Annotated in this window: 21 protein-coding genes and 1 pseudogene; 10 read left to right on the plus strand and 12 right to left on the minus strand. The window is 64.6% G+C overall.

Annotation, left to right across the window (positions count from 1 at the left end; all coding sequences use genetic code 11):
- From ACIA1L_RS32835 to ACIA1L_RS32850, 4 genes are all read left to right on the plus strand, one after another.
- A partial coding sequence (locus ACIA1L_RS32835; RefSeq protein WP_396076958.1) for an STAS domain-containing protein occupies positions 1–258 on the plus strand: 258 nt, incomplete at its 5' end.
- 123 nt (positions 259–381) lie between these two features.
- A complete protein-coding gene (locus tag ACIA1L_RS32840) occupies positions 382–1,137 on the plus strand; it encodes a hypothetical protein (RefSeq protein ID WP_396076959.1) in 756 nt (251 codons plus the stop codon).
- A 552-nt stretch (positions 1,138–1,689) separates the two neighbouring features.
- Positions 1,690–1,938, plus strand: coding sequence for a hypothetical protein (locus ACIA1L_RS32845; protein WP_396076961.1), 249 nt, complete (start codon positions 1,690–1,692; stop codon positions 1,936–1,938).
- 1,426 nt (positions 1,939–3,364) lie between these two features.
- Entirely contained in the window at positions 3,365–3,538 is a 174-nt protein-coding gene (locus ACIA1L_RS32850; protein ID WP_396076962.1) for a CsbD family protein, read from the plus strand.
- Between the two features lie 700 nt (positions 3,539–4,238).
- On the opposite strand, the gene ACIA1L_RS32855 is transcribed toward ACIA1L_RS32850, so the two are convergent.
- A complete protein-coding gene (locus ACIA1L_RS32855; RefSeq protein ID WP_396076963.1) occupies positions 4,239–5,138 on the minus strand; it encodes an FRG domain-containing protein in 900 nt (299 codons plus the stop codon).
- A 192-nt stretch (positions 5,139–5,330) separates the two neighbouring features.
- Entirely contained in the window at positions 5,331–5,543 is a 213-nt protein-coding gene (locus tag ACIA1L_RS32860; RefSeq protein WP_396076964.1) for a hypothetical protein, read from the minus strand.
- A gap of 2,355 nt (positions 5,544–7,898) precedes the next feature.
- On the opposite strand from ACIA1L_RS32860, the gene ACIA1L_RS32865 reads away from it, so the two are divergent.
- Both ACIA1L_RS32865 and ACIA1L_RS32870 read left to right on the plus strand, forming a co-directional pair.
- The gene (locus ACIA1L_RS32865; protein ID WP_396076966.1) at positions 7,899–8,138 is read left to right on the plus strand and encodes a DUF2283 domain-containing protein; all 240 of its coding nucleotides are present in this window, start codon (positions 7,899–7,901) and stop codon (positions 8,136–8,138) included.
- A 396-nt stretch (positions 8,139–8,534) separates the two neighbouring features.
- The gene (locus ACIA1L_RS32870; protein WP_396076967.1) at positions 8,535–8,819 is read left to right on the plus strand and encodes a hypothetical protein; all 285 of its coding nucleotides are present in this window, start codon (positions 8,535–8,537) and stop codon (positions 8,817–8,819) included.
- Positions 8,820–8,939: 120 nt separating this feature from the next.
- On the opposite strand, the gene ACIA1L_RS32875 is transcribed toward ACIA1L_RS32870, so the two are convergent.
- The 3 genes from ACIA1L_RS32875 to ACIA1L_RS32885 form a co-directional block, all read right to left on the minus strand.
- Entirely contained in the window at positions 8,940–10,103 is a 1,164-nt protein-coding gene (locus tag ACIA1L_RS32875) for an IS110 family transposase (RefSeq protein WP_396076968.1), read from the minus strand.
- Between the two features lie 545 nt (positions 10,104–10,648).
- Positions 10,649–11,773: a rhomboid-like protein gene (locus tag ACIA1L_RS32880; RefSeq protein ID WP_396076969.1), complete on the minus strand. Its 1,125-nt coding sequence runs from the start codon at positions 11,771–11,773 to the stop codon at positions 10,649–10,651.
- Between the two features lie 259 nt (positions 11,774–12,032).
- Complete coding sequence (locus ACIA1L_RS32885) at positions 12,033–12,764, minus strand: rhomboid-like protein (RefSeq protein ID WP_396076970.1); 732 nt, start codon at positions 12,762–12,764, stop codon at positions 12,033–12,035.
- Positions 12,765–13,090: 326 nt separating this feature from the next.
- Here ACIA1L_RS32885 and ACIA1L_RS32890 point away from each other — a divergent pair, with 326 nt between their 5' ends.
- On the plus strand, positions 13,091–13,810 hold the full coding sequence (locus ACIA1L_RS32890; protein WP_396076989.1) for an ABC transporter permease: 720 nt from the start codon (positions 13,091–13,093) through the stop codon (positions 13,808–13,810).
- Between the two features lie 352 nt (positions 13,811–14,162).
- The gene (locus ACIA1L_RS32895; protein WP_396076971.1) at positions 14,163–14,750 is read left to right on the plus strand and encodes a hypothetical protein; all 588 of its coding nucleotides are present in this window, start codon (positions 14,163–14,165) and stop codon (positions 14,748–14,750) included.
- An 847-nt stretch (positions 14,751–15,597) separates the two neighbouring features.
- On the opposite strand, the gene ACIA1L_RS32900 is transcribed toward ACIA1L_RS32895, so the two are convergent.
- The 5 genes from ACIA1L_RS32900 to ACIA1L_RS32920 form a co-directional block, all read right to left on the minus strand.
- Positions 15,598–17,262, minus strand: a complete 1,665-nt coding sequence (locus ACIA1L_RS32900; RefSeq protein WP_396076972.1) for a methyl-accepting chemotaxis protein — start codon at positions 17,260–17,262, stop codon at positions 15,598–15,600.
- A gap of 224 nt (positions 17,263–17,486) precedes the next feature.
- Positions 17,487–17,624 (minus strand): hypothetical protein, encoded by a 138-nt coding sequence (locus ACIA1L_RS32905; RefSeq protein WP_396076973.1) that lies wholly within the window; start codon positions 17,622–17,624, stop codon positions 17,487–17,489.
- Positions 17,625–17,985: 361 nt separating this feature from the next.
- A complete protein-coding gene (locus ACIA1L_RS32910) occupies positions 17,986–18,450 on the minus strand; it encodes a response regulator transcription factor (protein WP_396076974.1) in 465 nt (154 codons plus the stop codon).
- A 450-nt stretch (positions 18,451–18,900) separates the two neighbouring features.
- The gene (locus tag ACIA1L_RS32915; RefSeq protein WP_396076975.1) at positions 18,901–19,260 is read right to left on the minus strand and encodes an STAS domain-containing protein; all 360 of its coding nucleotides are present in this window, start codon (positions 19,258–19,260) and stop codon (positions 18,901–18,903) included.
- A 419-nt stretch (positions 19,261–19,679) separates the two neighbouring features.
- Positions 19,680–20,054 (minus strand): hypothetical protein, encoded by a 375-nt coding sequence (locus ACIA1L_RS32920; protein ID WP_396076976.1) that lies wholly within the window; start codon positions 20,052–20,054, stop codon positions 19,680–19,682.
- A 506-nt stretch (positions 20,055–20,560) separates the two neighbouring features.
- Between ACIA1L_RS32920 and ACIA1L_RS32925 the strand changes: the two genes are divergently transcribed.
- Both ACIA1L_RS32925 and ACIA1L_RS32930 read left to right on the plus strand, forming a co-directional pair.
- Complete coding sequence (locus ACIA1L_RS32925) at positions 20,561–21,325, plus strand: hypothetical protein (protein ID WP_396076977.1); 765 nt, start codon at positions 20,561–20,563, stop codon at positions 21,323–21,325.
- A gap of 405 nt (positions 21,326–21,730) precedes the next feature.
- A pseudogene (locus tag ACIA1L_RS32930) lies at positions 21,731–23,179 on the plus strand (ISL3 family transposase).
- Positions 23,180–24,282: 1,103 nt separating this feature from the next.
- Here the strand turns inward: ACIA1L_RS32930 and ACIA1L_RS32935 are convergent.
- Together ACIA1L_RS32935 and ACIA1L_RS32940 are read right to left on the minus strand one after the other, a co-directional pair.
- Positions 24,283–24,924 (minus strand): 3'-5' exonuclease, encoded by a 642-nt coding sequence (locus ACIA1L_RS32935; protein ID WP_396076978.1) that lies wholly within the window; start codon positions 24,922–24,924, stop codon positions 24,283–24,285.
- 38 nt (positions 24,925–24,962) lie between these two features.
- A complete protein-coding gene (locus ACIA1L_RS32940) occupies positions 24,963–25,508 on the minus strand; it encodes a GNAT family N-acetyltransferase (RefSeq protein ID WP_396076979.1) in 546 nt (181 codons plus the stop codon).
- Positions 25,509–25,513: the final 5 nt, after the last annotated feature.

Raw genomic sequence — 25,513 nt, forward strand, 5'->3', positions numbered from 1 at the left:
ACCGCCAGCAGCACGCTGCGGCACGTGCTGATCAACCTCGTCGACGCCAGAGAAGCCACCCGCATCCTCATCGACCTGGACAAGGTCGACTTCATTGACGCCACCGCCATCACCGCGATCATCGACGGCTGCAAGGCCGCTCACCAGGCAGGGACCACGCTGCGCCTGACCAACGCTCACGGCCTCGTGCACGACACCTTCGCCGCCCTGGGCATGCTCACCCTCTTCGCCGCCGATCCCCGCAGCCCGGCGAACTAACACCGAGGCAGTGCGCCGCAGCTCTCCACGCCCTGATTTTGTGATCGGCCGGTTCGGTGATCGACTAGTGCACTCTATTCGGCGGCAAGTTACGGCTTGATCGGCGCGGGGTATTCGCGCGGGGTGACCAGTGATGACGTCGTCTTGGACCGCGACCTACTTCGCCGCGCGGCGGTAGCGAGATTGCGCCGTGCCCGCCGCGTCGCCACAGGAGTCGCCCTGTCAATCTTCTTGATCGTCGTAGTGGTCGCATTCCTGATGTCGGACGACGATTCCTGGTCGGTGTCCGATGTGGCGGTGTTACTCGTTCCCACCGTCGTCGGCTCGCTGTTGCTGCTCCTGATCTTCCGCCTCCTGCGTCGGCAGGAAGACAATCCGCAGCTGTTGTTCGGGGCCGACAAAGCCGATCGCGCCGCGGTGCAGCGCGCCTTACGCGCCGGGTCGACTACCGACCCTCGTATCGATGCGCTCGCCCGTGACACCGCACGTCACGCTGTTCGCCGACCGTGGTTGCTCTGGTGGCTCGTCGGGCTGATCGTGTTGTCGACCGCCCTGCTCGTGGTACGGGTGATCGACGGCGACACCTGGCGCGAGATCGGCCTGTCAGGGTTGAACAGTGCGCTGTTCACCGCCGTAGCGGCCCGACTCGTAATGGACCGGCGACGGGCACAACGTTTCCTGCAACGCCCAGCGCCGACCACCTCGCAGCCCGACGTCATGAAACGGCTGCTTCTGATCGGACTGCTGACCCTGGTCGTGCCCGGTCTCCTGCTCTTCGCCCTGCGCAACACCGACTCGTTGTGGGCGATGGCGGGTGCTGGCGCGGGAGCCGTGGGTTTCACCCTGGTCGTGGTCGCCGGCCTTCGCAGTACGCGGTGAAGCCAACCGCCCTGGGCGCAAGATGATCTCGTCGACCGAGTCTGGGTCCGGCGAGACTGGTCGGCTGCTCCCGTGACTAGCAGGCACTCGACTGAGGTACAGGGTGCGGGTGCTGCCCGATAGCTGAGGCTCGTTGGTGCCAATGACACTCGGGTGATGCTGGGCGAGATCAGCAGGCGAAGGTTCTGTTCAACTCACCACCCACCGGGATTTCCCTGCACCGGTCGCCGACCTAGCGATGGGCAAGTGTGGCAGGCCGCGAATTTCGAGGAATGGATCCCAGCTCGCCCTTACGTCGCCCCTGAAGGCTCCTGCACTAGCAAATTCTCTGCCGAGATCTACCAATCCTTGATTCGGGTAGACCGCCTGGGACTGTGAAATTGCCGGTCCGAAGAGAATGATTTCCGCGCCTATAGCTCCCTGCGGAGCTCATGCCGCGCGCAGGCGGGAGGGCGTGTGGGTGACGCCGCGCGCTCGCCTCCGGCATCGGGCAGGTGCATCGCCACGGAGGCCGTAACACCGCCAGGTCGGTATTCGAGGGTGAAGTGATGGGTGAGCTGGCAGGCGAGCCACAGTCCGCGCGCCAAGTCGATCTCGGCGGAAGACACCTTCGACACCGACCTGACCGACCGGGACCGGCTCGGCACCGAGATCGATCTGCTCGCCGCCCGGGTCGGCGGCCGGCTCCGCGCCGCGGGTCTGTCCGGGCGCACCGTGACGCTGAAAGTGCGCCATCACGATGTCACCACCATCACCCGGTCCCATACCCGCGTTAGAGGAAGAGCGGGGCATGCTGCGTAAGGCGGCCCGGTATTTCGCCGCGGAGATGCGCCTGTGAACACATTCCGATCTGGCGCTCGCCGCGACCGCGGCTGGCCGAGTACCACCGCCCTGTTGCACGACCTGCTGAACGCCCTCACCACCGGTGCACAGATGCGCGACCGGACCCTTAAAATCCACGCGGACACACTCACATGGAACTGAACCCCACCGCCCCCCACACCACGGGTATCCCGACGGGGGTACGAAACCGCATCGCCGCTACCGCGACGGCGGTCCTGCTCGCGCTGGCCGGATGCGCTAATCCCGCGACTACGACCCAGACCACGCCGCCGTCCGCCGGACCGGCATGCAGCGAAGCCGACACCAGCACTTTGCAGGCCATTACCTCCGGCGCCCGCCAAGGCGACGCAAGCATCACCGTCCTCGCCTCCGCCACCGTGCAAGCCGGCGACGGAAGCCAGATCATCGCGTTGTCCTACCCTCGACCAACACCAGCAGCACCCCAGCGCCCAACAGGGGTTGTGGCAGATCAGGAAACCCGACATCTACTCACTGACGACCACCGCCCGCGGGATCACGTTCTGGCCCGTCAACCAAGGCGATCACGCCGCGATCGCCGCCGCGCAGCAATGCCTCAGCCGCCAAACGGCACCCCAACGATAACGACCACACCGCGCAGCGACCCCTACCGCATCCGGTCGAGCAGCACCCCTGCCCAGATAATCCATACCCCCTGGTGGCATTGATCGCGAGGTCGGTTAGGCACCAGATGTTCGCGACTGCCCGTGAGCATGGCAGGCAAACAGACGCATTGCGTAAACCGGCGTGACGGTAGCGCTCCGGGACCGCGAACCCATACATATAGGCGCCATCGCGAGGTTTGCTCGCCTGCGGATTCTGCGGCGCCGGGTTGCGCGTGTCAGCCGTGGGTTAGACGTTCGGCGACTGCGGGCGGCGCTACGAAGCCTTCCTGCTCGCACGAGCGCCCCCCACTGCCCTTCGCAGCACGATGGCCTAGCCTCCGTCTTCCGGTACTCGATCAGACACTAAGGACCGCGGTAATCGTGAGCGCAGCGAGGACTGTCCCGCAGGACGCGAGCGCGGCGATCGTCACACGCCGGTGAAGGACTGGGCGGGGGCTAACGGGTGCGTTCTGCGCCACCCACGTAGTACCTCCCAAGAGCAGGAGGATGAGGACTTCGGCCACGATCATGGGCAGACCTTCCGATGCCGGTGGCTCTCACGGTCCGCCTCCGTGAAGTCCTCCGGCGGATACTTTCATTGAATCCGGGATGAACTTCACCCTCTTATGGGGTTCGGTTCCCGTGCGATCTCTCTCCGACCTGGACAGGCCACCGCTGTCCTTGAAGGGTCAGAGACCAGCGGAGATTAGCGGGTGAGATCCGGGGTATGCGTCTCGTCGACATCGACGTGGAGGTGCGGCATGGGACTGGACGACAAGATCGACAACAAGTCCGAAGAACTCGGCGGCAAGGTCAAGGAAGGCGTCGGTAAGGCCACCGACGACGAGAAGCTCGAAGCCGAGGGCAAGACCGACCAGGCCGGCGCCAACATCAAGCAGGCCGGAGAGAAGATCAAGGACGCCTTCAAGTCCTGACCATCTCGCCGGACCACGGGCGGGGACAGCGGAATCCGCTGTCCCCGCCCGTCGTGCTCGCGGGTGTAGCGGGCACGGCGGCGGGCCAGGCCTATGGCCTAGATCGAGCTGCGCCTACCCGCAACGTAGGCCGCCGCTGCACAGCGCAATGCGATACCGAAACTGTTCTCTTTGGGCTGGTCGTCGCCGCCCCTGCACGCCGGCGCACGGCACCCACACGTATTAATTCCACGCGATCGCCGCGGACCGGTAGGTTCTCGGCCCATGGCTTGCTATGGACGACCGCCATCTGAGCACCGCCCTGACCAACGGTATCGACCAGTTGCAGGCCCCCCGCACCGAAACCTTGCCAATACCGGCACACCCGAACGGGGACGACATGACCTAGCGTGCCACGCGGTGCGGCCACGGTCACCTCAAGACGTGCGATGGTGCACAAGGTCCACACGTCCATGGGCGCAGTCGACGCGCGACGGGATGGTCGCGGCGACAAGTCCGGTCGATGAGGCCGTCACCTTCGAGAGTGCGCAGCTCACGGCTAACGCCTTGGACTGCAGAGGCGCATAGGCCCATGGGAGTACACAGCCGGCATCGGCGTGGTTACGCCTAGGAGAACCAGCCGAAAGCATCCGTCAACCACGCTATGTCACCGCCGACGCGGACGACTATTTCCGGAGCCGAGAAGAGTGCGTCTCCCTAGCTACATTGGAATACCGTCTGCGCCGTATTGAGCCAGGCCGAACAGGTCTGGATATACGGACGCGGCGTTATACCCGAATCTATCCTCCAGGATTTGACGAAGTTCCGACTTTTCGGCAGCATTTATCCGGATAGTAAAAGTAGGTCTGGAGCCTATGCGAGGATTCCGGGCAAGGCTTGTCATTGCGATCGTTACTGAGCTAACAGCGCGAACTTCATCGATTGTCCATGTTCCACCAACAGCACCGTCTCCTGGCGTCTTACGGTACTTCATGTTTCCGCCAGAATGAACTTGAGGTACACCGCCGACCAGAAAAGCTGAGTTCTGCGCTGGGATGCGCTCGTTATAACTTGGAGGCCACCATACGTATGGAAGGTCTCGTCGCCAGTGATCGCCCGGCGAATATGACCAAGGCAGTGCGTAGCCACCCCAACCTTCATTGAGTGCAATGTGTCGGTCGGTGGTGTCGAAGGCGAAGATGCGCCCATTTACCTCCGGCAACGGCTGCCCCGCGGCATTCCGCTTCTGCTCCACTGCGAACCAAAGTGTAATCAATGGATTGAAGGAGACGTCGAGCAGCCGGGTAGGTCCACCGTAGTGCTGGAGGTGTGCCAGCGTCTCTAGCGCCCCAAGGTTGTCGTAGCGCCATCGCCTCCTGCAATCGGTAAGCAATCGCTCTTCGAACGAGACTAGATCCGGCTCATCGGGAGGATGCCCGTTCGCTCTGATGAAACGCCGATACAAGGAGCTATGCAACGGCCATGACGCATCCACAACTCCACGCCAAGCCAACTCTCGATCTGGCGTAGCTATCTTGATAATGTTGTTGATTTGCTCCTGACATTCGCTCCATCCGGCAGCCAGCCGCTCCCAGGGCGAGAAGAATGCATCGGCGTTCACATGGAGCTCCTTCTCCGGCGAGGCGATGAAAGTGATGCAACCCTGCTGTACCTCAGGAGCCACGGCTAGGGCACGCCATCCTTGAGCAGTTTCTCATTTGCAGAAAAGTGACAAGCGAGGTCTGAGAATCCGCCTGGCATGGATTTTGATCGGCTAAGATGGTGCACTCGTCTGCCGCGATCCGCTCGTGATTCAGGGCAAGGGCCATCCGGTCTCGCCGTGGACAGCCAGGTCTTCGCCGCTCAAAACATGACAGCCGAGGATCTCGGCCAAGACGCGCCGCTGGCGGTGCGTCAGGATGTTCACGAAGACCGCTGCGTCGATGTCCGCTTCTCGGCATGCTTGGGCGATCTCGCGGAGCTTGCCATGCGTCAGCAGTGTGCGACGGGAAAAGGGGTGCGACATTCGCAGTGATCCGCCTGGACGCCGCTTCCACCGGTCGGAGGCGCCGCGGCGTTGGATATACCGGGCCACCACCCGCCCCTGCGGGCCTCGATCAGAGCGAATTCGTCGAGCTTGGCCTCGTACTGCTTGTCCTTGGCAGAGAACAGACCGATGAGTACGACGTCGGCACGGTCGAGTGGGCCCCGAGGTCCCGGTACTGTTTCATGCAGCCATGATCGGCTCGGGCATGCCGGCGAGCCACAGGTTTTCGGTCGACGACCACCGCGACGTCGAGTGATGAACGCTGATCGAGGCGCACCTTCACCAGGTCGCCTTCCGAGAGGTGCAGGACGTCCTCATTTGCCGCTGTTCGCGCGTAGGTCGGCGCCAGAACACCACAGACCGTGATGAGCCGGGGCTCTTGGTGTCACGCAGGTCTCGAGACCCGAAACAGGGCTAAGCTTGCAAAGCTTGCAAAGCTTTCCTTTGTGAGAAGTTTCTGTACGGTTCAAGGCAGGCCGCTCGCACCGCCCAGCAGGGCCGGGCCGGAGGCCCGCCGCCGACACACTCCGCTGCGTTGCCGTGTCGGCGGTTCCAGCCCTGCGCCAGGCGCGAACATGAAGAAGCCCCGGGTCACCGAGATAGCCGGCAGATCTGGGGCTAACAGCTTACGAAGGCACTGCGCCTCCGGCGGGGCGCTCGGGCGCTCTGAGATGGGGGTGCCATCCCGTCACCCTTCGTCCAGTCGAAGCCGAGCAGACAGGGCCTGCCTGGGAAAGGTCGTTCAGACGTAGGGTGCTCCACCTTGCCAGGCAGGCCCTGTCTGCCCCACGGTGTGTGGACGAAGGCCGACGGGATGGCAAATGGCGGTAATGGGCGAGGGATCGGAAGACTCGCAAGCGTCGCAGCGCCTTATACCGTGCCGCTACTGGCAACGGGAAGGCCCACTGCGGACATCCGCTCGGCGAGCGCATCCAGGACGACCGTCTATCGGCGTTCTGCGCGGCCATCCGGAGAACCTCAGTCAAGAGCTACGAGGACTGCCGAGATTCTTCCTCCCAAGCCCTCCGGGCCGCTTCTCCATCAGCTAGCCCCGCGGCAATACCGCAAAATGTTCTGCTCAGAATGCGCCAGATTAGGTCTTGGGGCGTCTGGGCTGAACAGGGCATTCGCCGTTGCAACTCCTGTGCGATGATTCGAGCCTTCGGCAGGTCCCGGCACGCCAGTGCATAAGCAAGATCAAGTACCCGGTAGCGCCAAGCTTCCGCGGATGGAACCCGGGCAATAATGACCCTAAACTGGGGAGTCTCCATAAGATGCACGAGAAACTTGCGCGCCTCGCCCGTGTGGTCCTCGAGCAGATGTCCCGCAGCGATCACCCCGACGTTGTGTAGCGTCATGATGGCAGCTTCGCTGTATAACGGAGACGTACCCATACGTTCGACTAGGGACTCCAGCTCCCTACGCGCATCTCCCCATCTCCGCTGGTGAGCAAGGGCCTCGACCAGAAACCGCCGAATCTCGAGATAGAGATTTCCTGCGCCGGCTCCTTCGTGGCGAAAGGTACAGCTGCGAAGTACAGCAACCGATCAAACTGGACCGGCCTACATAGGTGCCCAAGTCCTCGCTCTGGCTCGTGAGCAACCCGACGACGTTCATCTGCCTTGCGCTGGGGGTCAAGTACCACAAAGGGTGACTCAGCCCCTGTAGTAGGGATTCAGACTCTTGAAGTGATTATGCGGGCACCGGGCGTAATCAATAGAGATGTTCCAGTGAGTCGTGCAATAGAAGGATTGGCATGGCCCACACATCCCTGCATCGTCGTAGAACCCGGCGGTCTGGACCAACTCGAACCGGTACGGCTCAGTGAACCCTGCACGGATGCGGGCCATCTCCCGTTCGCCAACGGACCAGCAGTCGAGCGGCTTGTCACCGACGCTCCTGAACAGGAGCAACCACCGGTCCGGAAAGAGCCCGCGCCATCTCGTAAACGTGGCTCGCTCGTCCGCCACCATGAGCGACCACCCGGAAGGCTCCTGACCGGGCGGGACGAGTTCCACATGGGCAGCGGTTTGACCACACACTACACACGGCGGCCTGGCGACCAGGGCATCTGACATGTGAGCAGTGTGATCGGTGGACACAAGCCGATCGGCATCCCCGCGTGCCCGTTTGAGGGTCAGTGGCGGGGACCGGCCAGCCGCTGAGGGCTGACCCCTGCTTGACCCCAACCGGCCGCAACAGCCGCAAGACCAGCACGCAGGCTCAAGCGATCGGGTGCTGGTCAAGCGGCTGACCGCGACCAAGAGGGAGTCCTCTTGCTCCGCGGGCAGGAGGCGTTCCCAACACGATGAGCGCGCCATGGTTGCTCCTTGCATGGACAGCATGCTGAGATTGGTCATGAGGTTGACGTTCGACCCGGAGGCCGACGCCGCGTACTTGTACCTCGAAGAGATCCCGCCGGGTGCCGCCGTGCAAAACGTCGTGGTGGAGCGGGACGGCAAGGGCGACATCGTCCTCGACTTCGACGCAGACGGCTACTTGCTGGGCGTTGAGGTCATCGGTGCTGAAGCCCTCGTTCGGGCAGCCACGCTAGACAAGGCAGATCGGCTCTGACTCCCTCCCAGCCCGGGCGGGTACGAGTACAGCAGAGAAGTACAGCAACCGACGGCGCCGCAGCGAGCCGGATGCGACCTGCCCACCATGTCTGACCTCGTACGGAACCGCTAGCGGCCGCCTTGCGTGAACTTGACACGGAAGAGGTCACTGGTTCGATCCCAGTATCGCCCACCAGATCAGAGGCCCTGTCCTATAGACGGACAGGGCCTCTTGCCATGTCTGGGTGACTACCGCTGCACGGCGGTGTCGAGGGCGAAGATCCGGTCCATCGCGGCAGCCCCGGTCAGCAGAACCGGGCGGAGCCATCCTCGGCTCGAGGAGTGGGACGGCGAGCTCGGCCCAGAGCCGGAGGACAGTCGCGGACCTTGGCAAGACGACGTCGTCACGGTAACCATGGAATGTTCGGGCGAGGACGGACGCATCGTGCTCGGCCAGTGCGCCGCGGGCGGGGCGACTACCGACTTCTACCTCAGTCGCCTTGGCGTCTATCACGTGCGCCTGGCACGCCGGAACGGTGAGGCCGAGGAGCGGGCCCGCGCCGCCGTCTACGCGGCTTTCGCCGAGGACGACTGGAACAGCGCTGCGTTCAGAGAAGCAATGGACGCGATTGATGTCATCGAGGAGCATCTGGTCCGCTTTTGGCCAGCTGCTACAGACCACCCAGCAGGGCATCAATAAGCACCGTACAGCTCCCGCGCCTCGTAGACCGCGAGGTGCACTCTTCTGCCGCGATCCGCGCACTACACATCGTCACGGCCAGCCTCCGCGACGGGCGCACCCTCTTGGCACACCTCTGTGTCAAGAGGGTGCGGCATGGTCTGTTCTAAGGTGGGCTTCGGCGGGTCCGGGAAGTGACTTATCCGAAGTGCCGATCATGGGGTTGAGGTTGGCCGCGCTGGATTGCAGAGTCGCCCCCACGTGTCCTCCCGGGCCCGTCACCAGTCGCCTTGCGTCGGCGACCATCCGCTTGTAGACGATGTCGGACAGACGGCGTTCCAACGCCCGCATCGCTTCTATCGGGGTCTTACCGTCGGCCAGTTTGCGCCGGTAGTAGCGGCGGCCTTCGGTGTCACGACGGAGCTGGACCACGGCCATGATGTGCAGGGCCCGGTTGATGCGCCGGTTTCCGGCCCGCGAGAGTCGGTGCCGGTTCTGGTCGCCGGAGGATGCGTCGATGGGTGCGGTGTCGTTCCAGGACGCGAAGTGGGCGCGGCTGGCGAACCGGGCGATGTCACCGATGTCGCCGATCAGGCGGGCAGCGCCGCACGGGCCGATTCCGGTGAGTTCCTGCAGCGTGCTTCCGGTTGAGGCGACAAGGTCGGTCAGTTCGGTATTGGCGACCTTGATCTTCTTGTCGATGGTGACGAGCTCGTGGATCAACTCGGACGCCAGCCAGCGGCGGGTCTTGCCGGCCAGATCACGCGGGCGGACGGTATTGAGCAGGGCACGGGCCTGCTGGGCGGACAGGAATTTCTTCGCCCCACCGGGGATGAGTTCGAGCAGTAGGTGATGCAGCCGGGGCACGACTTCGGTGCGGGTCCGGCCGAGCTGGTCACGGCGGTCGACGAGCAGCCGCAACGCCACCGTGGTGTCATCGGCCTGGACCTGCCGCAAACCGGCTGTGCGCAGTGCGGCCAGGGCGACGCTGTGGGCGTCGACCGGGTCGGTCTTGCGGCCCTGACCGGTGGCGAACACTCGCGCTCGCGCCGACAGCTTCGTCGGCACGTCGACGACGGTTTCGCCGTCAGCGACCAGGCGCTGGGCGACATGCCGGCCGATGCCGTTGCAGCCCTCGACAGCCCAGGTCCGTTCGCCGTGCCTGCGGCCGGCGGCGAGCGTCGCCTTGTAGCCGTCGTGATCAGTGCTGAACCGCCCCTTGCCGAGGACACGTTCGCGCTGGTCGATGACCTCGATGGTGGCGGATCGTTTGTGCGGATCCACTCCGATGACGACGTGGGGCATCTGTCTCGTCCTCCCTGCTCCGAGCTGGTGTCGGCGGGAGGGCAGCGCTACTTTGAGCTGGGCATACCCCTCTGGAGCCACTCCGCGCCGCGGTGACCGGCAGGGCACATGCCAAATCTGAGCCACACCCATCCTGCGGGTGGACAGCCGAAATGAGAGTGACTCTGCCGGTCACCTCGACCATGCCTGGCCGGGCAGCGGTCGTCTCACCAGTAGACAAGTAGCCGAGATGAGTGCGTGTCGCCTTGTAGATCGCTAGCGTCTCCTCCGGGCTGCTAACCGGTGGTCTCGGGCGTGGGAGATGCGAGATAATTTGGTGAGATGATGAATTGGGCCGAAGATTACAGACGTCGAGATGCTCGAAAAGAACGGATAATTTATGGGCCATATAGCCGACGGTCACGCATGCGCGAGTCCGGGCTGCTTCACGGCGACACAAGCACGGTATTCAACGCGCCGATCACCGTTAAAGCCGTTGCCGTGGCGGGCAGAGAGCGCATGCCGACTGTCCTCTCCGAGAACACACCAGCCGTCATCGTGACCCATTACACCGACTCGGCGCCGAGCATCCTGGTCGGCAAGCCGCGTCCGATGCCCCGGATTGATCGGGTTGCGGCCAGTCCGAAGCCGAATATCACCGGCAGGAGGTGGCCAATAGTGGTGAAGTCCGGCACCCTCCGGAGCCACTCGAAACGGAGAAGTGGCCAGCCGGCCACGAATATACCCCATGGAATGCGTGCCCATCTCGGAAACGCGAGTACACCAACGGCCATCACGGCTTGCGAACCGTAACTGACGCCATAGTCTACTTCTCGACGCACCTCGGCCGCATACCATTTCCTTTTCAATGCGACAGAAATGAACTTTGCGGTGAGAAGAGTGCTGCCGACGTGCGCGCCGACGAAGATCGCCGCCGCACGCATTCTCCCGAAGCGGATTTCAGCCCACGGCAGCATGAAGCAGACACCAAGAATCAACGTGAAAAATGTGCCGAGAAATTCAAGCGAAAGAACGTTTGTGAGCGTACCTTCGAAGAACAACATGCTGCCGAACATAGCTGTCAAAGGATGATCTGCCAGGTTGTCAAGGTTCGTGCTTACGTGCCTATAGAGGGCGTCTGCGCGCTCAGTGGACATTCCGTACTTGACACAGAAATGTCCCGCCACGAGTAGGCAAATGTATGCGAAAGACATAGGCGCTCGGCGCGGAAGATTCTGCGTAGCGCCTGACAGTCTGACGGCGATTTTTCGGATTGACGCAAAAGGCCCTTCAGCGTATCTCGTCCGAGACGAGAGAGGGCTCAGGGGTAGCCATATTCGCGCAATATATGACCAGCTGCTGCGGGATGCGACGCGATGGAAAGCACCCCTATCGCCAAACATATTTTGGGCTACAGAACCAAGGCGGCGGGAATTAAGCTGATACGCATAACCATATTGGGGGCGCGAAGATATGCCTCGCATGCTGGCCGGGATCGAGTCGTTATCCTCAGAACGACGAGTGTGGTCGTGTAGGTGCGCGTCCAATTCAGGGTTAGGGCGATGACGCAGCCCCGCGCGGTTGGCGATCCACCGCCACAACCTCCCGCCAAAATTCCTCAAAGCCTGGACAACTCCTTGCGATCCAGCAGATTCAGGCTTGTCGGTAGGCAATGGCCGTCCTCGGTTCATCTCAGATTCTCCATTCTCGCGACCGTAGAGATTTGCCAGCTGACACGATGATCATGACTAGGTCTTATCGGCCTCGCACCGAAGCCCTTCGCCTTCGGGTATCGCCCGTTTCCGGGGCCGTCAACGGAGGCGAAACCGGCCATGCCACTGATAACCCCGGGTAGCAATTGGTAGCCGACTGCCATCGCCACGGCGGTTTCGGTCGATGCACATCTTTTTCGTTGGGCGGTGCCATCCGGTGTCACCCGTGAAACGACGACTACGTGAGAGATGAGGACGCTGAGTGGTGGGCTTCGTCGCTGGCGCGGGCGGCGATCCGGGCCCGTCGCTGTGCAGAGGTCAGGACAGCCGCTAAGGCAAAGCCGAATATGGCGGCGAGAATGTGGCCGATGGTAGAAAAGTCCGGTAGCGGTCCGACCCACGTCAAGCCGATCAAGGGTGAGGTAAGGACCCACAACCCCCATGGAATCCGGGCCCAAAGAGGAAGCGCGAGGATGCCGAGTGCGCTCACGGCTTGCGCGCCGTAGCTGATCCCGTAATCCGTACTCTGCCGGACCTCGGGCGGGTACCAAGAGTTCTCCAATGCCACGACGATGACGACAGCGACGACGAGAGTCGTAACCACATGGGCGCCGATGAACATGGCATAGGCGCGCAACGTTCCCCACCGGCTTTCCGCCCACGCCAGAAAACAGCAAACGCCGAGGCCCAAGGTGAAGAAGGTGCCGACGAAGTACAGCACGGAATCGCTGTCGGAGAGGTCTGGGGTCAGCGTGCCGTCGAAGAACAGAAGGCTGCCGAACAACGTGGTAATCGGGTGATCTTGCAAGTTTTCCAGGTTGGTGCTGATGTAACGGTACAGTTCTGCTTCCGTTTCCGGATGCAACCAGTTCTTCACGACGATATGGCCGGCAAAGAGCAGAATCACGTAGGCGAAAGTCAACGGGGCGCGGCGCGGATACTGCCGCACAGCACGAAGCAATCCGATCATCCGTCGCACAGTAGAAGACACTGTCCACCCGGCCTGAAACCTCATAAATCACGGTGCAAGAGGGCAGATTCAATGGTCAATCCGGGCAGGAGTTGACCCAACTTCGGCCAATCCTCCCGGCCCGCAGATCGGCCATGGTGTAACGCTAACCTTCTCGCTCGCCGTTCCAGGCGCGTGTCGAGCACGGGCCGTGCGCCGCCGAGCCAGCTGGCGAGAGCGAGCATGACCGACCCGGTCAGCCCCAGGTAACGGAGGGTGTGCGGTGTCCCGAGCATCCGCTCCGGATGCCCGGTGCCCACAAGATCGACTAGCAGTCGGCCCAGGCACTGTGGCGCCAGCGCCGCGTGATGTGGCAGGTGCTGACCCCGCTGATCAACGCAGCCGTCTACTACATAATCTTCGGCTTAGTCCTCGATACAAAGCGCGGCGTCGACAACTTCGTGCCGTACCTGTGCACCGGTGTCTTCATCTTCCAGTTCACCCAATCGGTCGTGCAGGCCGGCATCCAGTCGATCAGCGGCAACCTCGGGCTCATCCGGGCACTGCACTTCCCCCGGGCCAGCCTGCCCCTGGCGATCACCATGGTCGAGATCCGCAACATGCTCGCCTCGATGGCCGTCCTGATGCTCATCGTGCTGGCCCGCGGCGAGCCACTGACCTGGGAATGGCTGCTGGTCGTCCCGATCTTCCTGCTTCAGTCGATCTTCAACGCGGGCCTGGCCATGACCGTCACCCGGCTGGGCTCCAAGGTCGCCGACTTCAAGCAGCTCGTCCCGTTCATCATGCGGATCTGGATGTACGGCTCCGCCGTGCTCTACCCGGCCACCATGTTCGCCAAGAAGCTGGACGGCTGGCAGCTCGCCCTCGTCGAGACCAACCCCCTACTCGTCTTCATCGAACTGATGCGCCACGCCCTGATGGAGAACGTCACGCTCGCCGCGCCCGCACCAGCGCTGTGGGCGGAGGCGATCGGCTGGACCCTGCTCGTCGGCATCGGCGGCTTCATCAACTTCTGGCGCGGAGAGAAGGGCTACGGCCGTGGCTGACCAGCTCCAGCCCGCCGCGATCGTCGGCCTACATCTCCGCTGCTCTGCGAGATTGGAGAAGAGCGGTGGTAGAGCAGGACTTCGGCCAGAAGGACTCCAAGAGGCTCCCCCTTGCCTACACGTACTACGGTTCCGTCGCGCCAGGTAATCGGCATCGCCTCCGGCCCCGCCGAACTGTGGCCATGCAACGGCCCGCTAGTGGTCCTGGCCTTACTCTTTGGCATCCTCGGGCAGGGCGCCTGGATCGCTTACCTCGGCGGGCCGTTCCTGATCGGTGTGCTCGGTCTGTCCATGGTGTGGCTAAAAGCGGCTGAGCGGCAAAGCCGACGAGATCCGCTGGAAAGGGCTCCAGATGAGCATGATGTTCTACTCGCCCGGCTGGGAGTTGGCCGTCGACAGCCCCGGCAGCGGCGAGCTGTTGATCACCACTGTGACCGACTCCACCGCCACCGGAACAGTCACCGATGAGAAATGGTACCGCGCGTACTACGGCTCCCAGGTGGTGCAGTTCCTCGCAGCGGTCACCGCAAGGGCCTTATGCGACATCGCGGGCAGAGTCGGCCACGAAGACCTACCCGCATTTCTGACTCCCGACGTGGCCCGCGGGCTGCTCCCCACCCTGCAAAAGGCCGTCCTACTCACGCTCGCCGGGAGCGATCGCTACGAACGGGTGTTTCCCGACGACGGAAGAGCCCCGGCCGAACCGTTGTGCATACGCTGTCACAAGGGCAGCTTCTTTCCCTACCTGGCCATCTCGTCCGAATGGTGTGAGCAGTTCGGACACCGGGCCTTCGGCACCAGCCTGGAACGGTGGGAAGAGGCCCACGAGGCGTACCGGCTAAACCGTGAAGGGTGGAAGCGTACCGAAACCCGTCGCCGAGAGAGCCGGAAGTCACCTCAACTGAGACTTCCCGACGCCTCGGGCGGCGGCGAGGAGTAGGAGCAGAGTGCCGCCGTGGGAGTCACGATGGAGCGATATTTGGCCGGCATTGCTCAACACCGCGCCACGTGACACCACGTAAGAATGGTATCCAGCTGGGGCTGCTCGGTCGCGCGGCCCGATGTGACTTACCGACCTGTCGCGCGGATGATCCGGAGGGTGGTCGTCGCCGGACTGCTATGGGGTAGAGAACCTGAAAGCCTTCAGGCAGACTGGCGACGAACCGGGATAGCCCAGCAGCCACCGCTGGTCGCCACCAGCCTGAACGACACTCGTGAGACTGGCCGTCTTGATTGCCGCAACTTCCTCCTGCGATGGGTCGTTTTCGCTGGGGGCTCGGCTGACGGTGGTGCGTTGCCGAGCCCCTTTCCAGGGTGGCGCCGAGCTGTACACGCTGGTCCCCGATTCGTTGGTGCTCCGTCGGGCGAGCCGCAGCCGGACGGGCGCCCACTTCCCTGTGGTGTGCGGGCCGGTACACCGGCTTCAGCTTCAAGAACGAGTAACGCACGCCGGCCCTTCGTCAACGAGCCGCAGTGGGCTAGGCACCTCTCGCCGCCTCTCACCACCCCGTCCTTGCACACCGGTGAGCTGACACCTGTGGACCTGTCTGCCGCCGCCGGACTCGACCGCAAGCAGATTGACCGGGCGGTCACCTGGACTTGGACGATCTCTTGGAGACATTCACCGATTTGTCATGATCTCCGCAGCTGGGCAACGACAGGATGGGTCTGACTGGGACACGCTCCTGTCGCTGAGCAGGACACGATCCTGTCATTCACCACATCGACGAACACCGGGCGGAATAGGGGTGGGCCAGTCTTTTGCGCCCTCGTGGGCTGGGCTGGGGTCAGTGCTGGAATTCGTTGACCAGGGTGGCGAGTTCTGACGACAGTCGGGTCAGGTCACCGGCGGCTTGTTGCGTGGCGTCGGCGCCGTCTGCGGTGGCCTGGGCGATCTCAGCGACGCCGGATACGGCCCGGGCGACCTCTCCGCTGCCGGTAGCGGCTTCGGCGACGGACCGGCTCATCTCACTGGTGGTGGCGGTCTGCTCTTCCACGGCGGAGGCGATGGTGGTGGTGTAGTCGCCGATCTGCCCGATGACGGCGGTGATCTCCCCGATCGCGAGTGCCGCGGAGTCGCTGGTCGCCTGGATGTTCGAGATCCGGGCGGTGATGTCCTCGGTGGCCCTGGCGGTCTGCTGGGCCAGTTCCTTGACCTCCCCGGCCACGACGGCGAAGCCTTTGCCGAGTTCGCCGGCGCGGGCGGCCTCGATGGTCGCGTTGAGGGCAAGCAGGTTGGTCTGCTCGGCGATACCGGTGATCATTTTGACGACGTCACCGATTTCTGCGCTGGCTGCCCCCAGCTGTCCCACCTGAGCGTTGGTGCGCTCGGCCACTGTGAGCCCTTGGCGGGCGACCTCGGCGGCCTGGGTAGCGTTCGCCGCGATTTCGGCGATCGATGCGCTCATTTGCTCGGCACCGGCGGCGATCGTGTGGACCCCGGCATTGACCTGCTCGGTCGAGGTGCTTGCACTGGTCGCGCTTGAGGCCGCGTCCGCGGCGCCGGTCTGCATCTCGGCGCTGACCGTCGACAACTCTCGGGAGGCGGCCGACAGGGTGATGGCCGTGCCGCCGATAGTGGCGATGGTCTGCCGCAACCGGGTCACCGCGGTGTCCAGCGCGAGGGCCATCCGGCCCGGCTCGTCGCGGGAGGTCAGCCCGGCGGTGCGGGTCAGGTCCCCGGCGGCCAGGCTGTCGCACACGGTCTTGACCCGCTCCAGGGAGCGCATGATGCGCTGCGCCACCCACAGTCCCAGGGCCAGCGCCAGCAGCGAGCTCACGACCAGCAAGCTGGCCGAGAGCGTGCGGCTGCTCTCATAGGCGGACTGGGCGCTGTGCGCGGATTCCTGCGCGTCGGCGGCCTCCGCGTCGGCAAGCTTCTGCACGTCCGCGTAAATCTTTGTCGAGATCGGCGCGACCTCGGTGTCGCGGACGTTGCGCCAGGCCTCGTCGTCGCCGGACTTGCTCGCGGGTATCAGCTTGTCCGTGCCGATCTGACGGTAGGCGGCGAAATTGCTCGCCACATCAGCGACCACCTCGAGCGCTCCCGCGGGGCTGCCACCGCGGTAAGCGGCCAAGGCAGCGTCGAAGACACCCGCGTCGGCGGCGAACGCCTTCTCGTACTTGTCCTTCGATGCCGGGTCCGGTGACACAACGTGGTTGAGCAGATCGATGCGGCATTGCAGAAACGCGGACCGCAGTTTGCCGGCAGCGTCGACGTTCGCCACGTTGCTCCGGTAGATGTCCTGCGCGGCCGCGCTGGCACGGTTCAGCGCGTGCAGGCCGACGAACCCGACCACCAGCGCCCCGACGATCGCCAAGACCACCGCCGCGAGGATCCTCACCCGAACACCGAGATCATTCACCGAAAACCGGCGCGGGCTTTCACGGGTGGTAAGCGCACTCATCTGAGCTCCGACGACGTAGGGAAATGCGAGCACTACCGTGATCATCGGCGTCACCCCCGCAGCTCCTCAGCAGGGCCACGCACTTACCACCGGCTCCCACCACCACAGGTTGCCATCCGGGAGCAGCAGCGCGCCCAGAACCACCCTGACCGGAGGTCTCTATGGCCCACCGTAATGCCCGTGGTGAGCACCTCTGCTAGACAGCCAACACGACGAGCTGGCAAGGCGCCCCACCGCGGAGGAGATGGCGGCCTACGTCGGAGACCGCCTTACTGTGGTTGGACGCCGTGGGCGCTGGTGGTGATCGCCGGAGTCAGGCCGGTCCGCGCCTGGAGCGCGCGAGCGAGTTCTTCGCCGTTGGCGAACGCGTCGATCTTCAACTGGAAGGCGAGTTGATCGAGGTACACGGAGTGAACATATTGTGCGTAGGGGCCGGCCCACGTCCGGTCGGTATCGACCTGCTGGCGCAGGGCGGTCATCCTGGCCAGAGAGGTGTGTGTCTTCGCGAAGCGGACCGGTAGGTCTCCTGCGTGCGCACTGAGCGCCTGCCAGGCTCTGAGTAGTCCTTCAGCCTGGTCATTATCGACGTACCCGGGCGGTCAGCTCGCCGGCGACGGGGTCAAACACCACTCCTGCGAAGCTGTTCGGGCAAGCCGCCCCTACCCGCGAATATGGGCAGCTTGCCGAGACATGGAGTCATGATCGATTTTGGCTAGGCCGTCTTGTTTCTCCAGGCTGACGACATTGGGCTCGTGGTTCGCGTCGGCTCTAGCCGCGGCATCGGCTGCCAGCACGCCGGCCAGCACGGTCCCGGTAAGCAGCACCCCCTTGAGTTTCATCGTCGCCCCGCGTCGTCACGGTCGCGGGCACGCACGGGAGAGTCTCTAAGACCCCGGCGCCGTGGTGGTGAGCGGGCAGGCCGGGCTCGGCCAACAGGTGCTGCATGCGGTCGGCCAGCTGCTCGCGGGTGTGGGGTTTGGTGAGGTAGTCGTCAGCGCCGGCCGCGAACGCCTCTTGCATCTGGGCGGTGCTGCAATCGGCGCTGACCATCATGATCGGCAGGGCCGCGGTGGTCGGCTGGTCGCGTAGCCACCGGCACAGTTCGATGCCGGAACAGCCCGGCATCCGCACGTCGACCAGAGCGGCGTCGCAGCCGCCGCGGGTGGCCTCATGACGGGCGGTGCTGGCATCGGCCGGTGCTGGTGTGCCCGCATCGCTGTAGTGCCCAGCCAAGGAGTTCTCGGTGGTCGGGGTCGTCGTCGACGATCAGTACGGTGCTCACCGCAGCCGAATTCTCTTCGTGAGTGAAGGGTAGGAGGTTTTTTCTCCTCTGATCGGCCGGTCGGCGGATCCGCTGAGCCCTCGCCCCGATCACTAGGTAGCGGCGGGTGGTTCGGTAGGTGAGTCCTACTCGGCGACGAAATCGGGCGGTTAGCAGGAGGAGCTCGCGCCGACCCCCGGAAGATGAGGCCACATCGTGGGGGCCGGCACGATCCCCTCAGAGCACTTCAGGCATCTCACACGGCGGGCACCTGAAGCGTCTGACTGATCGGCAGGGTGGAGCCGATTCTGAGCGTCGAGGCAGGCGATGGTCCGGGCTGCGGCTCCTCTTAGTCCGAGACGCGACAAAGGAGGCCGCGTTGAGGTGACTCCGCCGCTGGCCGTGCGGCCCTGAAGGCAGCCTCACTCTCGGCTTTCTCCGCTGTGCCGGTCGGGGATGAACAGGGCGAGCATGCCGAGGGCGGTGAAGACGTGGTGCACGATGCCGCGGGCGTTGGTGAGGCGCAGGGCGACGCCTGCATGGTGAGCGACGAGGTAGCCGTCGAGAATCGCGCTGATGGCAGCGGCGTCGATGAAAGTGACCTTGTCGAGGTCTACCAGGATGCGAGCGGCGGCGCGGGCGTCAACGACGTCGATCAGCACGTCGCGCAGCTTCCCGGCGGCGGTCGAGTCGAGCTCACCGGCGAGCCACACCCGGGTAGCAGCCGCAGCCGGGATCGAGACACTCGCCTCGGTCTCGATGTGGAAGTCGTGATCGGTCACGCCGACTGTCTACCAGCAACGATCTTGCACTACACCCGGCGCCGCGATCGTAAGACTCCACGCAGCGCCCACAACCCGCCTAGCTTGCGCGGCGGGCTGGTATCTGGCGTCGTCACTTATTATGGCAGCGCTCGTCGGCATGGGTCGCGGCGACTGATCTTAGTCTGGACAAATCGGCGCGTATCTGATGCGTGACATCGCGGCTGGCGGTCAGTGGCACGGACGCGGCGTCTAAGGATAATTCGGCTAATGGGCAAGTTCATGAATGCCGCATCGGGGACCGTCGCTCCAACAGCATCGATGCGATGCGCTTGGTCCGCCGGAGCTTGCTGATTGCCGCCGACCACTACCTGCGATCCCGTCCCAGCGCCTCTACCGGACTGGCATCGACTTTGACCGGGGCATCAAATCTGTAGTTCTCAGGCGCTGAGCTGGCGGTTAATGCGGGTGAAGAGCTTAGCGAACCGGTCGATGGCGTCGCCGTCCACTTCGTCGCGGAGCTTCGTTGCCGTTCGCATCAGGTAACTGGCGAGCTGGTAGTGATCGAACCTCCTGCCGAGAACAGCTTCCACCTGTTTGACGACGCGGCCACCACCGAAGAGCTTGGTCTTAGCCATGGTGCAGACCCTGCTCTCCTTGAGCAGCTTTAGGTACCAACCGAACTCGAACAGGTCTTCGATGTCCGCTTCGGAGGTCCCAGTGATGTCGGTGAGTGGAATTAGGTGCTCCTTGGGCAGCAGGCCGCGCTGGACCATGCTCGTCAGCTTCTGATTGCCGCCAGCGGCAACGTCCATAAGCACCACAACGTTGAGGTCACTGCCGCCTTGCAGCGCAACGGACGTGGGGATCTTGTCTGGGCCGCCAACGGGCGTGATTGTATAGCGTGGGTCCAGGGCGTCCTTGCCCTTCTCCCGTGGACGAGACCCAGCAGGCCTGGACCGGGTCCATTCGGTCGCCGATGGTTCGGACGGCTGGCCGGCGTTGCACGTACGAAGCGGTACGGCGCCCTTGCTTTCACTGTCGATCTGACCCAGGTGGGCTGGCCCGCGCGCTGCGCCGCGAACTGTCCCGTCATCTCTGGTGATCTTGGGGTGTGAGGATTTTCTCAACCGAGGGAAATTCTCCGCCGCTGAAGATGACCAGGTCAGATCTGCTTAGATTCCGATGATCTTCGGCACTTCGCCCTTGTCGACCTTGGAAAACAAGATTTCCTCATTGCTTACCTTCGATTCTTCGGCTCGTGCAAGATTGGCGCCGAGGTCACGAGCCTCGCCCACCCCCACTTGCCCGGGAGAAACCCTTGCGCGCAATCAAGCTAGCCCTGCCCGCCGTCGCCTTCGCGGCCCTCGTCGGTCTGTTCGCCCCGACCGCCGCCTCAGCCGCCGACACCGCGGCCGCACCGCGGTCCAAGACCTTCTCGTACAACTTCGCCCAGGGCCAGCAGGGCTGGGTCGCCGACTACGCCGACTACTCGGCGGAGTACTCGGACGCGAAGTTCCACGAGTTCTTCGAGACGGACCACGGCATCCGCCGGATGCCCGCCGGCACCGCGACCGGCACGGGCTACTACATCCAGGGCAACAACCACAGCGACGACCTCTTCATGTACCTGCGGAAGAAGCTCACCAAGGCCGACGGCATCATCCCGGGCAAGACCTACACGGTGAAATCCTCGGTGACCTTCTGGTCCCAGGAGCACGCCGGCCAGTTCGGCGTCGGAGGCTCGCCAGGCGCGTCCGTCTACGTCAAGGCCGGCGCTTCCCCGCAGGAGCCGGCGGTCTACGTCGACGCCAGCGACAACCACAAGCGGGTCCAGCTGCAGAAGGGCAACCAGAACAACGACGGCCCGCAGTCGGTCGTCCTCGGCAACATCGAGAACGGCCTCCCGAGCGACAGCCCTAAGAAGTGGGCCAAGGTCAAGCGGACCAGCACCGCCACCAACACGATCACCGTCACGGCCGGCGCGGACGGCACCCTCTGGCTCCACGCGGGAACCGACTCGGGCTTCGAAAGCCTGACCCAGCTCTACTACACCAACATCACCACCACGCTGACACCTCGCTGACCGCGGACGTCACCGCATCCCCGGGGCCGGCAGTGGAATACCCACCACTGCCGGCCCTTGGTCCGTCCAGCAACTCGGGTGCCTGCGGCTGCCACAAGGCCATGCCCGCCTGGCGCTGGATCTTCCGCCGGAATGCCCTCATGACGACCACAAAGCCTCTGCATCAGTGAGCCTTTTTATCCTCGGTAGATCGGGTTTTCGACGTGGTGTAGGACGAGGATGGCCTGTGCGAACACGGTGGCGTGGATGCTGCCTCGGGCGCCTTGGTAGGCCTTGTCGGCGAACGTCATCACGTTTGCCCTGCTCAGAGTGTCAATGATGCGGCTCTGGCGCAGAAACGGTGGTCGGCCGACCGCCGTCCTATGTGGTTACTTAGGTAAGCGATCATGGTGCCCGTGCGATGTGATCGAGACCGTCTTCCCGCAGTTGTCTCCGCTGGTCATCGAGCGGGTAATCGATCTTGGGGCGGCGGTGGGTATCGTTGCCCGCACGCCGGTCGTGGCGGCGGCCTGCCCGGACTGTGGGCAGCTCAGCGACCGGGTGTACGCCTATCACCAGCGGCGCCTGGCTGACTTCCGGTCGGTGGTCGTGCCGTTGTGGTACACCTGCGGCGGCGCCTGGTCTGTGCAGCGCTGTCCTGCTCGCGGGGGACCTTTCGTGAGCAGGTGCCCGCGCTGACCCAACGGTGGGCGCGGCGGACTCGGCAGTTGACCGCCCTGGTCGCTGATCTGGCCGTCGTCACTGCGGGCCGGGCCGGTGCGGCTGTGCTGACTCGGGTCGGTGCCCGGGTCTCGCGCAGCACGGTGCTGCGGGTGCTGATGGCCAAGCCGATTCCCGATCGTGCGGTTCCGGCCGTGCTCAGCGTGGACGACTTCGCGCTGCGCCGGGGCCGCCGCTACGCGACGTTGCTGATCGACGCGGTCACCCATCGCCGCGTCGATGTGCTGCCCGATCGCAAAGCGGACACCCTCGCCGCGTGGCTGCGCGACCATCCTGGCGTGCAGGTGGTGTGTCGCGACGGATCGGCTGCCTATGCCGAGGCGATCCGCACCGGTGCTCCCCAGGCAGTGCAGGTCAGCGACCGTTGGCATCTGTGGGCGAACCTGGCCAAGGCCGTCGAGAGGACCGCGATCGCCCATTCCGGCTGCTGGCGTGACGGCCCGGTCCGGCCGGACCAGCCTTTGGACAAGCGCACCCGCGACCGCCACCGGGCCGTGCACGCGCTGCTCGATCAAGGCCAGGGCCTGCTGGAATGCGCCCGCAGTCTCGGCTGGGCGCTGAACACCGTGAAACGTTACGCCCGCGCGGCGTCGGCTGAGGAGCTGAAACGCCCGCCGCGCTGAACAACCCTTCGTGGCCGTGACCCGGCTGCTGGCCGAGATCCGGGACCTCGGCTACACCGGCAGCGCTAACCTGCTGGTCCGCTACCTCAACCAGGGCCGCGCGGACGCGCTCCGCAAACCGCCCTCGCCACGCCGGCTGGTCTCGTGGCTCATGAGCAAGCTCGCCGACCAACCCGCTGAGCACCAGCGACAACTGGCCGATCTCCTCGCGTCCTGCGCACATCTGAGCGTCCTTGCCGAGCGCGTGAAGAAGTTCGCCGACCTGCTCACCGGCCGCCGCGGCCAAGACCTCGACGCCTGGATGACCTGCGTCAACGCCGACGACCTGCCCGCCCTACACGGATTCGTCCACGGCTTGCGCAGAGACCTGCCCGCCGTCATGGCAGGCCTGACCCTGCCCTACAGCAACGGCCCAATCGAAGGCGCCAACACCAAGGTCAAGTACCTGAAACGCCAGATGTACGGCGGCGCCGGCTTCGCCCTCCTACGCCAACGAATCCTGCTCGCGTGAGCCGACCACCGTTTCTGCGCCAGAGCCGTTCTCTTGACAGACCCGCAGCCCTGTCGCAGAAGTCAACCCCGGTGAGGTCGATGACCACCTGTGACGCCGCATGCTCGTCGAGGGCATCGTGCAGGGCGTCGAAGATGACGCCGCGGGTGGCCCCGTCGAGTTGCCCGGCCACCCACACGGTGATCGTGTCAGCGACAGCGCTGGTGACCGCGATGGCCTGCGGTAGCTGCGCAGACCGGCAGGCCCACGGCTGAGGCGATTTCACCGCCGTCTGCCTTTACCTCGATGCGGGAGGGCCCCGTCATCAGCATTGCTGGTGGTGTCCGCCGGCGTCCGGTTGCCGGTGCCGCAGCACGTCCTCGCCACGGTGATCTCCTTGAAGCAGGGGTTGCCTGGGAAATCTTGGTAATAACTCTGCTCGCCGTGCCGCACAGCGTCAACCCGCAGACACACGACGGACAGAGCACCCCGGCCGCGGCCGATATCACGGCAGCCACGATCGCGGTACGCATCCGATCCGCACGCCATGCCACATTGACCGCCCGAGCCGTCAAGCCGGGCAACTCGGCGAACACGCCGAGGATGCCGGCTTCGGCGCGGGCCCGTACCCCGGTGTCCCACCAGATTGGCCGCAGCTCAGGCAGCACGAAGTCGGTGTCGCCTTCGGCCTGTCGGGGGATTTCGGCGGTGGACGCTGGACGGTCGGTGGAGGTGCTCACTCGGTGGATCTCCTTCGAAACGAGGGCATGGCGAAGCGACCCTCGAGGAGGGCGTGAACGGGTTGCCCGAGTGCCGGAACGGCCGGCATTTCCGCGGACTGCGGTGGGCGTGAGGTGACGGTAATGCCGCCGGGTCCGGGTGTGGTGGTGCGCGGCCGGAGGTTGCCCTGATCGGATGGTTACGGTTGACGGCCCGTACCTGACGGCCTTGCACCCATCGATGGCTACCCTTGCCCCGGCCCCGGCTGCAGGCCCGCCGATGCGATCTAGCCCCTGGTCAGGGAATCTCCGGGCGAGCCGGAACGTTCCCGGCGATCCGGTAACAGACGACCGTCGAGGTCATGATCACGACGCCGCGCTCAACGGTCCACGGCTGTCGTCGCCTCAGCCGAACAGAGTGGCTGGCGGTGACGCAGGCAGGGCGGGCTGCGGTGGTCGGGCCGCGGGAAGCAGCGTGGTCAAAGAGGGCTGCCGATCCGGCCACCGCCGGCGGACGAGAGAGTCCAAGAGCAGAGCGGCGCCGATGGTGTCCCACAACGCCCGGTGGGGACGGCCCATCGGCACCGCGTCGTTCACGGCGGAGGTGAGCCCGTGCTGGTTCAGCAATGCGGTCAGGGTGCGTTTACCTGTTGCCGGCCAGGTCTTGGCGAGCTGGTAGGTGTCGATCAGCCCGGCGATGGAGAGAGACGTGCAGCGGCGGTGCAGTAGCCGCCAGTCGACGCGGACGTTGTGGCCGATCAGGTAGGCGCCGGTCAACCGCCGCGCGACCTGCGGTGCGATCTCGTCGAGTGGCGGCGCACTAGCGAGGGTTTCGTCGGTGAGCCCTGGTGAGATCCACGGCCGCTGCCCGATCCGTCGGCCGGGGTTGACCAGGGTGCTGTAGGCGGTGGCCACATCGGGCCGCCCGTTGATGAGCCGAACGGCGGCGATCTCCAAAATGGCCTCGTCGTCGCCGTCCTGAGCACCGCTTCCTTCGAGATCCACGGCGACGAGGTTCGTGGCGTCGCACCACGTACCTGCGGTCATCGGCTCTCGTCACCTCCAAAGTAGGGCCTGCGACGGAGCTAGACCGCTGCGCTGATTCCGAGGTCCGCAACGCGGGCAGCGCGCCGGGTGAGACCGACAACCGTGTGCCCGTCGCGCTCGATCTGGCGGACGACTTGCCAGCCCTGCACGTCGCGGTAGTAGGCCACGAGCTGGGGGACTAAGGTGCCGCGGCGTACCCAGGCCCGGCCGGTGCGTGCCGCGTGGTCGAGGACCCACCAAGCGAGCCGGCACCCCAGCCGTTGGCCGGCGAACCGGGGGTCGGTGACGGTGCTGACCATGAACAGGGCGGGCTCGGCGCGCTCGGCTTCGGTCCAGAACCAGGCCGGTGACTGGTCGAGCAGCGTGGTGCAGCCGATCACCTCACCCTCTCCGGTGAGGACCCACACCGGGACGTCCGGGTCCGCAGCCTGCCCGGCGAGGTCGTCAGCGGCGTCCTCCCAGTCAGGCAGCCCGCGGTCGCGCATCCACGCCGAGCGGGCGCGGATCAGCGCCGCGATGGCGTCGACGTCGCCCTTGCTGGCCCGGCGCATCACCAGCGAGGGCGGCGAGAGGGTGTGGGTCACGGGAT

It is taken from the genome of Actinoplanes sp. NPDC051859, assembly GCF_044452725.1.
Taxonomy (GTDB): domain Bacteria; phylum Actinomycetota; class Actinomycetes; order Mycobacteriales; family Micromonosporaceae; genus Actinoplanes.

Coding starts and splice junctions, on each gene's coding strand:
- ACIA1L_RS32850 (WP_396076962.1), top strand. CDS start 3,365: ATGGGACTGGACGACAAGATCGACAACAAGTCCGAAGAACTCGGCGGC.
- ACIA1L_RS32860 (WP_396076964.1), bottom strand. CDS start 5,543: ATGTCGCACCCCTTTTCCCGTCGCACACTGCTGACGCATGGCAAGCTC.
- ACIA1L_RS32865 (WP_396076966.1), top strand. CDS start 7,899: ATGGACAGCATGCTGAGATTGGTCATGAGGTTGACGTTCGACCCGGAG.
- ACIA1L_RS32870 (WP_396076967.1), top strand. CDS start 8,535: ATGGAATGTTCGGGCGAGGACGGACGCATCGTGCTCGGCCAGTGCGCC.
- ACIA1L_RS32875 (WP_396076968.1), bottom strand. CDS start 10,103: ATGCCCCACGTCGTCATCGGAGTGGATCCGCACAAACGATCCGCCACC.
- ACIA1L_RS32880 (WP_396076969.1), bottom strand. CDS start 11,773: ATGAACCGAGGACGGCCATTGCCTACCGACAAGCCTGAATCTGCTGGA.
- ACIA1L_RS32885 (WP_396076970.1), bottom strand. CDS start 12,764: ATGATCGGATTGCTTCGTGCTGTGCGGCAGTATCCGCGCCGCGCCCCG.
- ACIA1L_RS32895 (WP_396076971.1), top strand. CDS start 14,163: ATGAGCATGATGTTCTACTCGCCCGGCTGGGAGTTGGCCGTCGACAGC.
- ACIA1L_RS32900 (WP_396076972.1), bottom strand. CDS start 17,262: ATGATCACGGTAGTGCTCGCATTTCCCTACGTCGTCGGAGCTCAGATG.
- ACIA1L_RS32920 (WP_396076976.1), bottom strand. CDS start 20,054: ATGGACGTTGCCGCTGGCGGCAATCAGAAGCTGACGAGCATGGTCCAG.
- ACIA1L_RS32935 (WP_396076978.1), bottom strand. CDS start 24,924: ATGACCGCAGGTACGTGGTGCGACGCCACGAACCTCGTCGCCGTGGAT.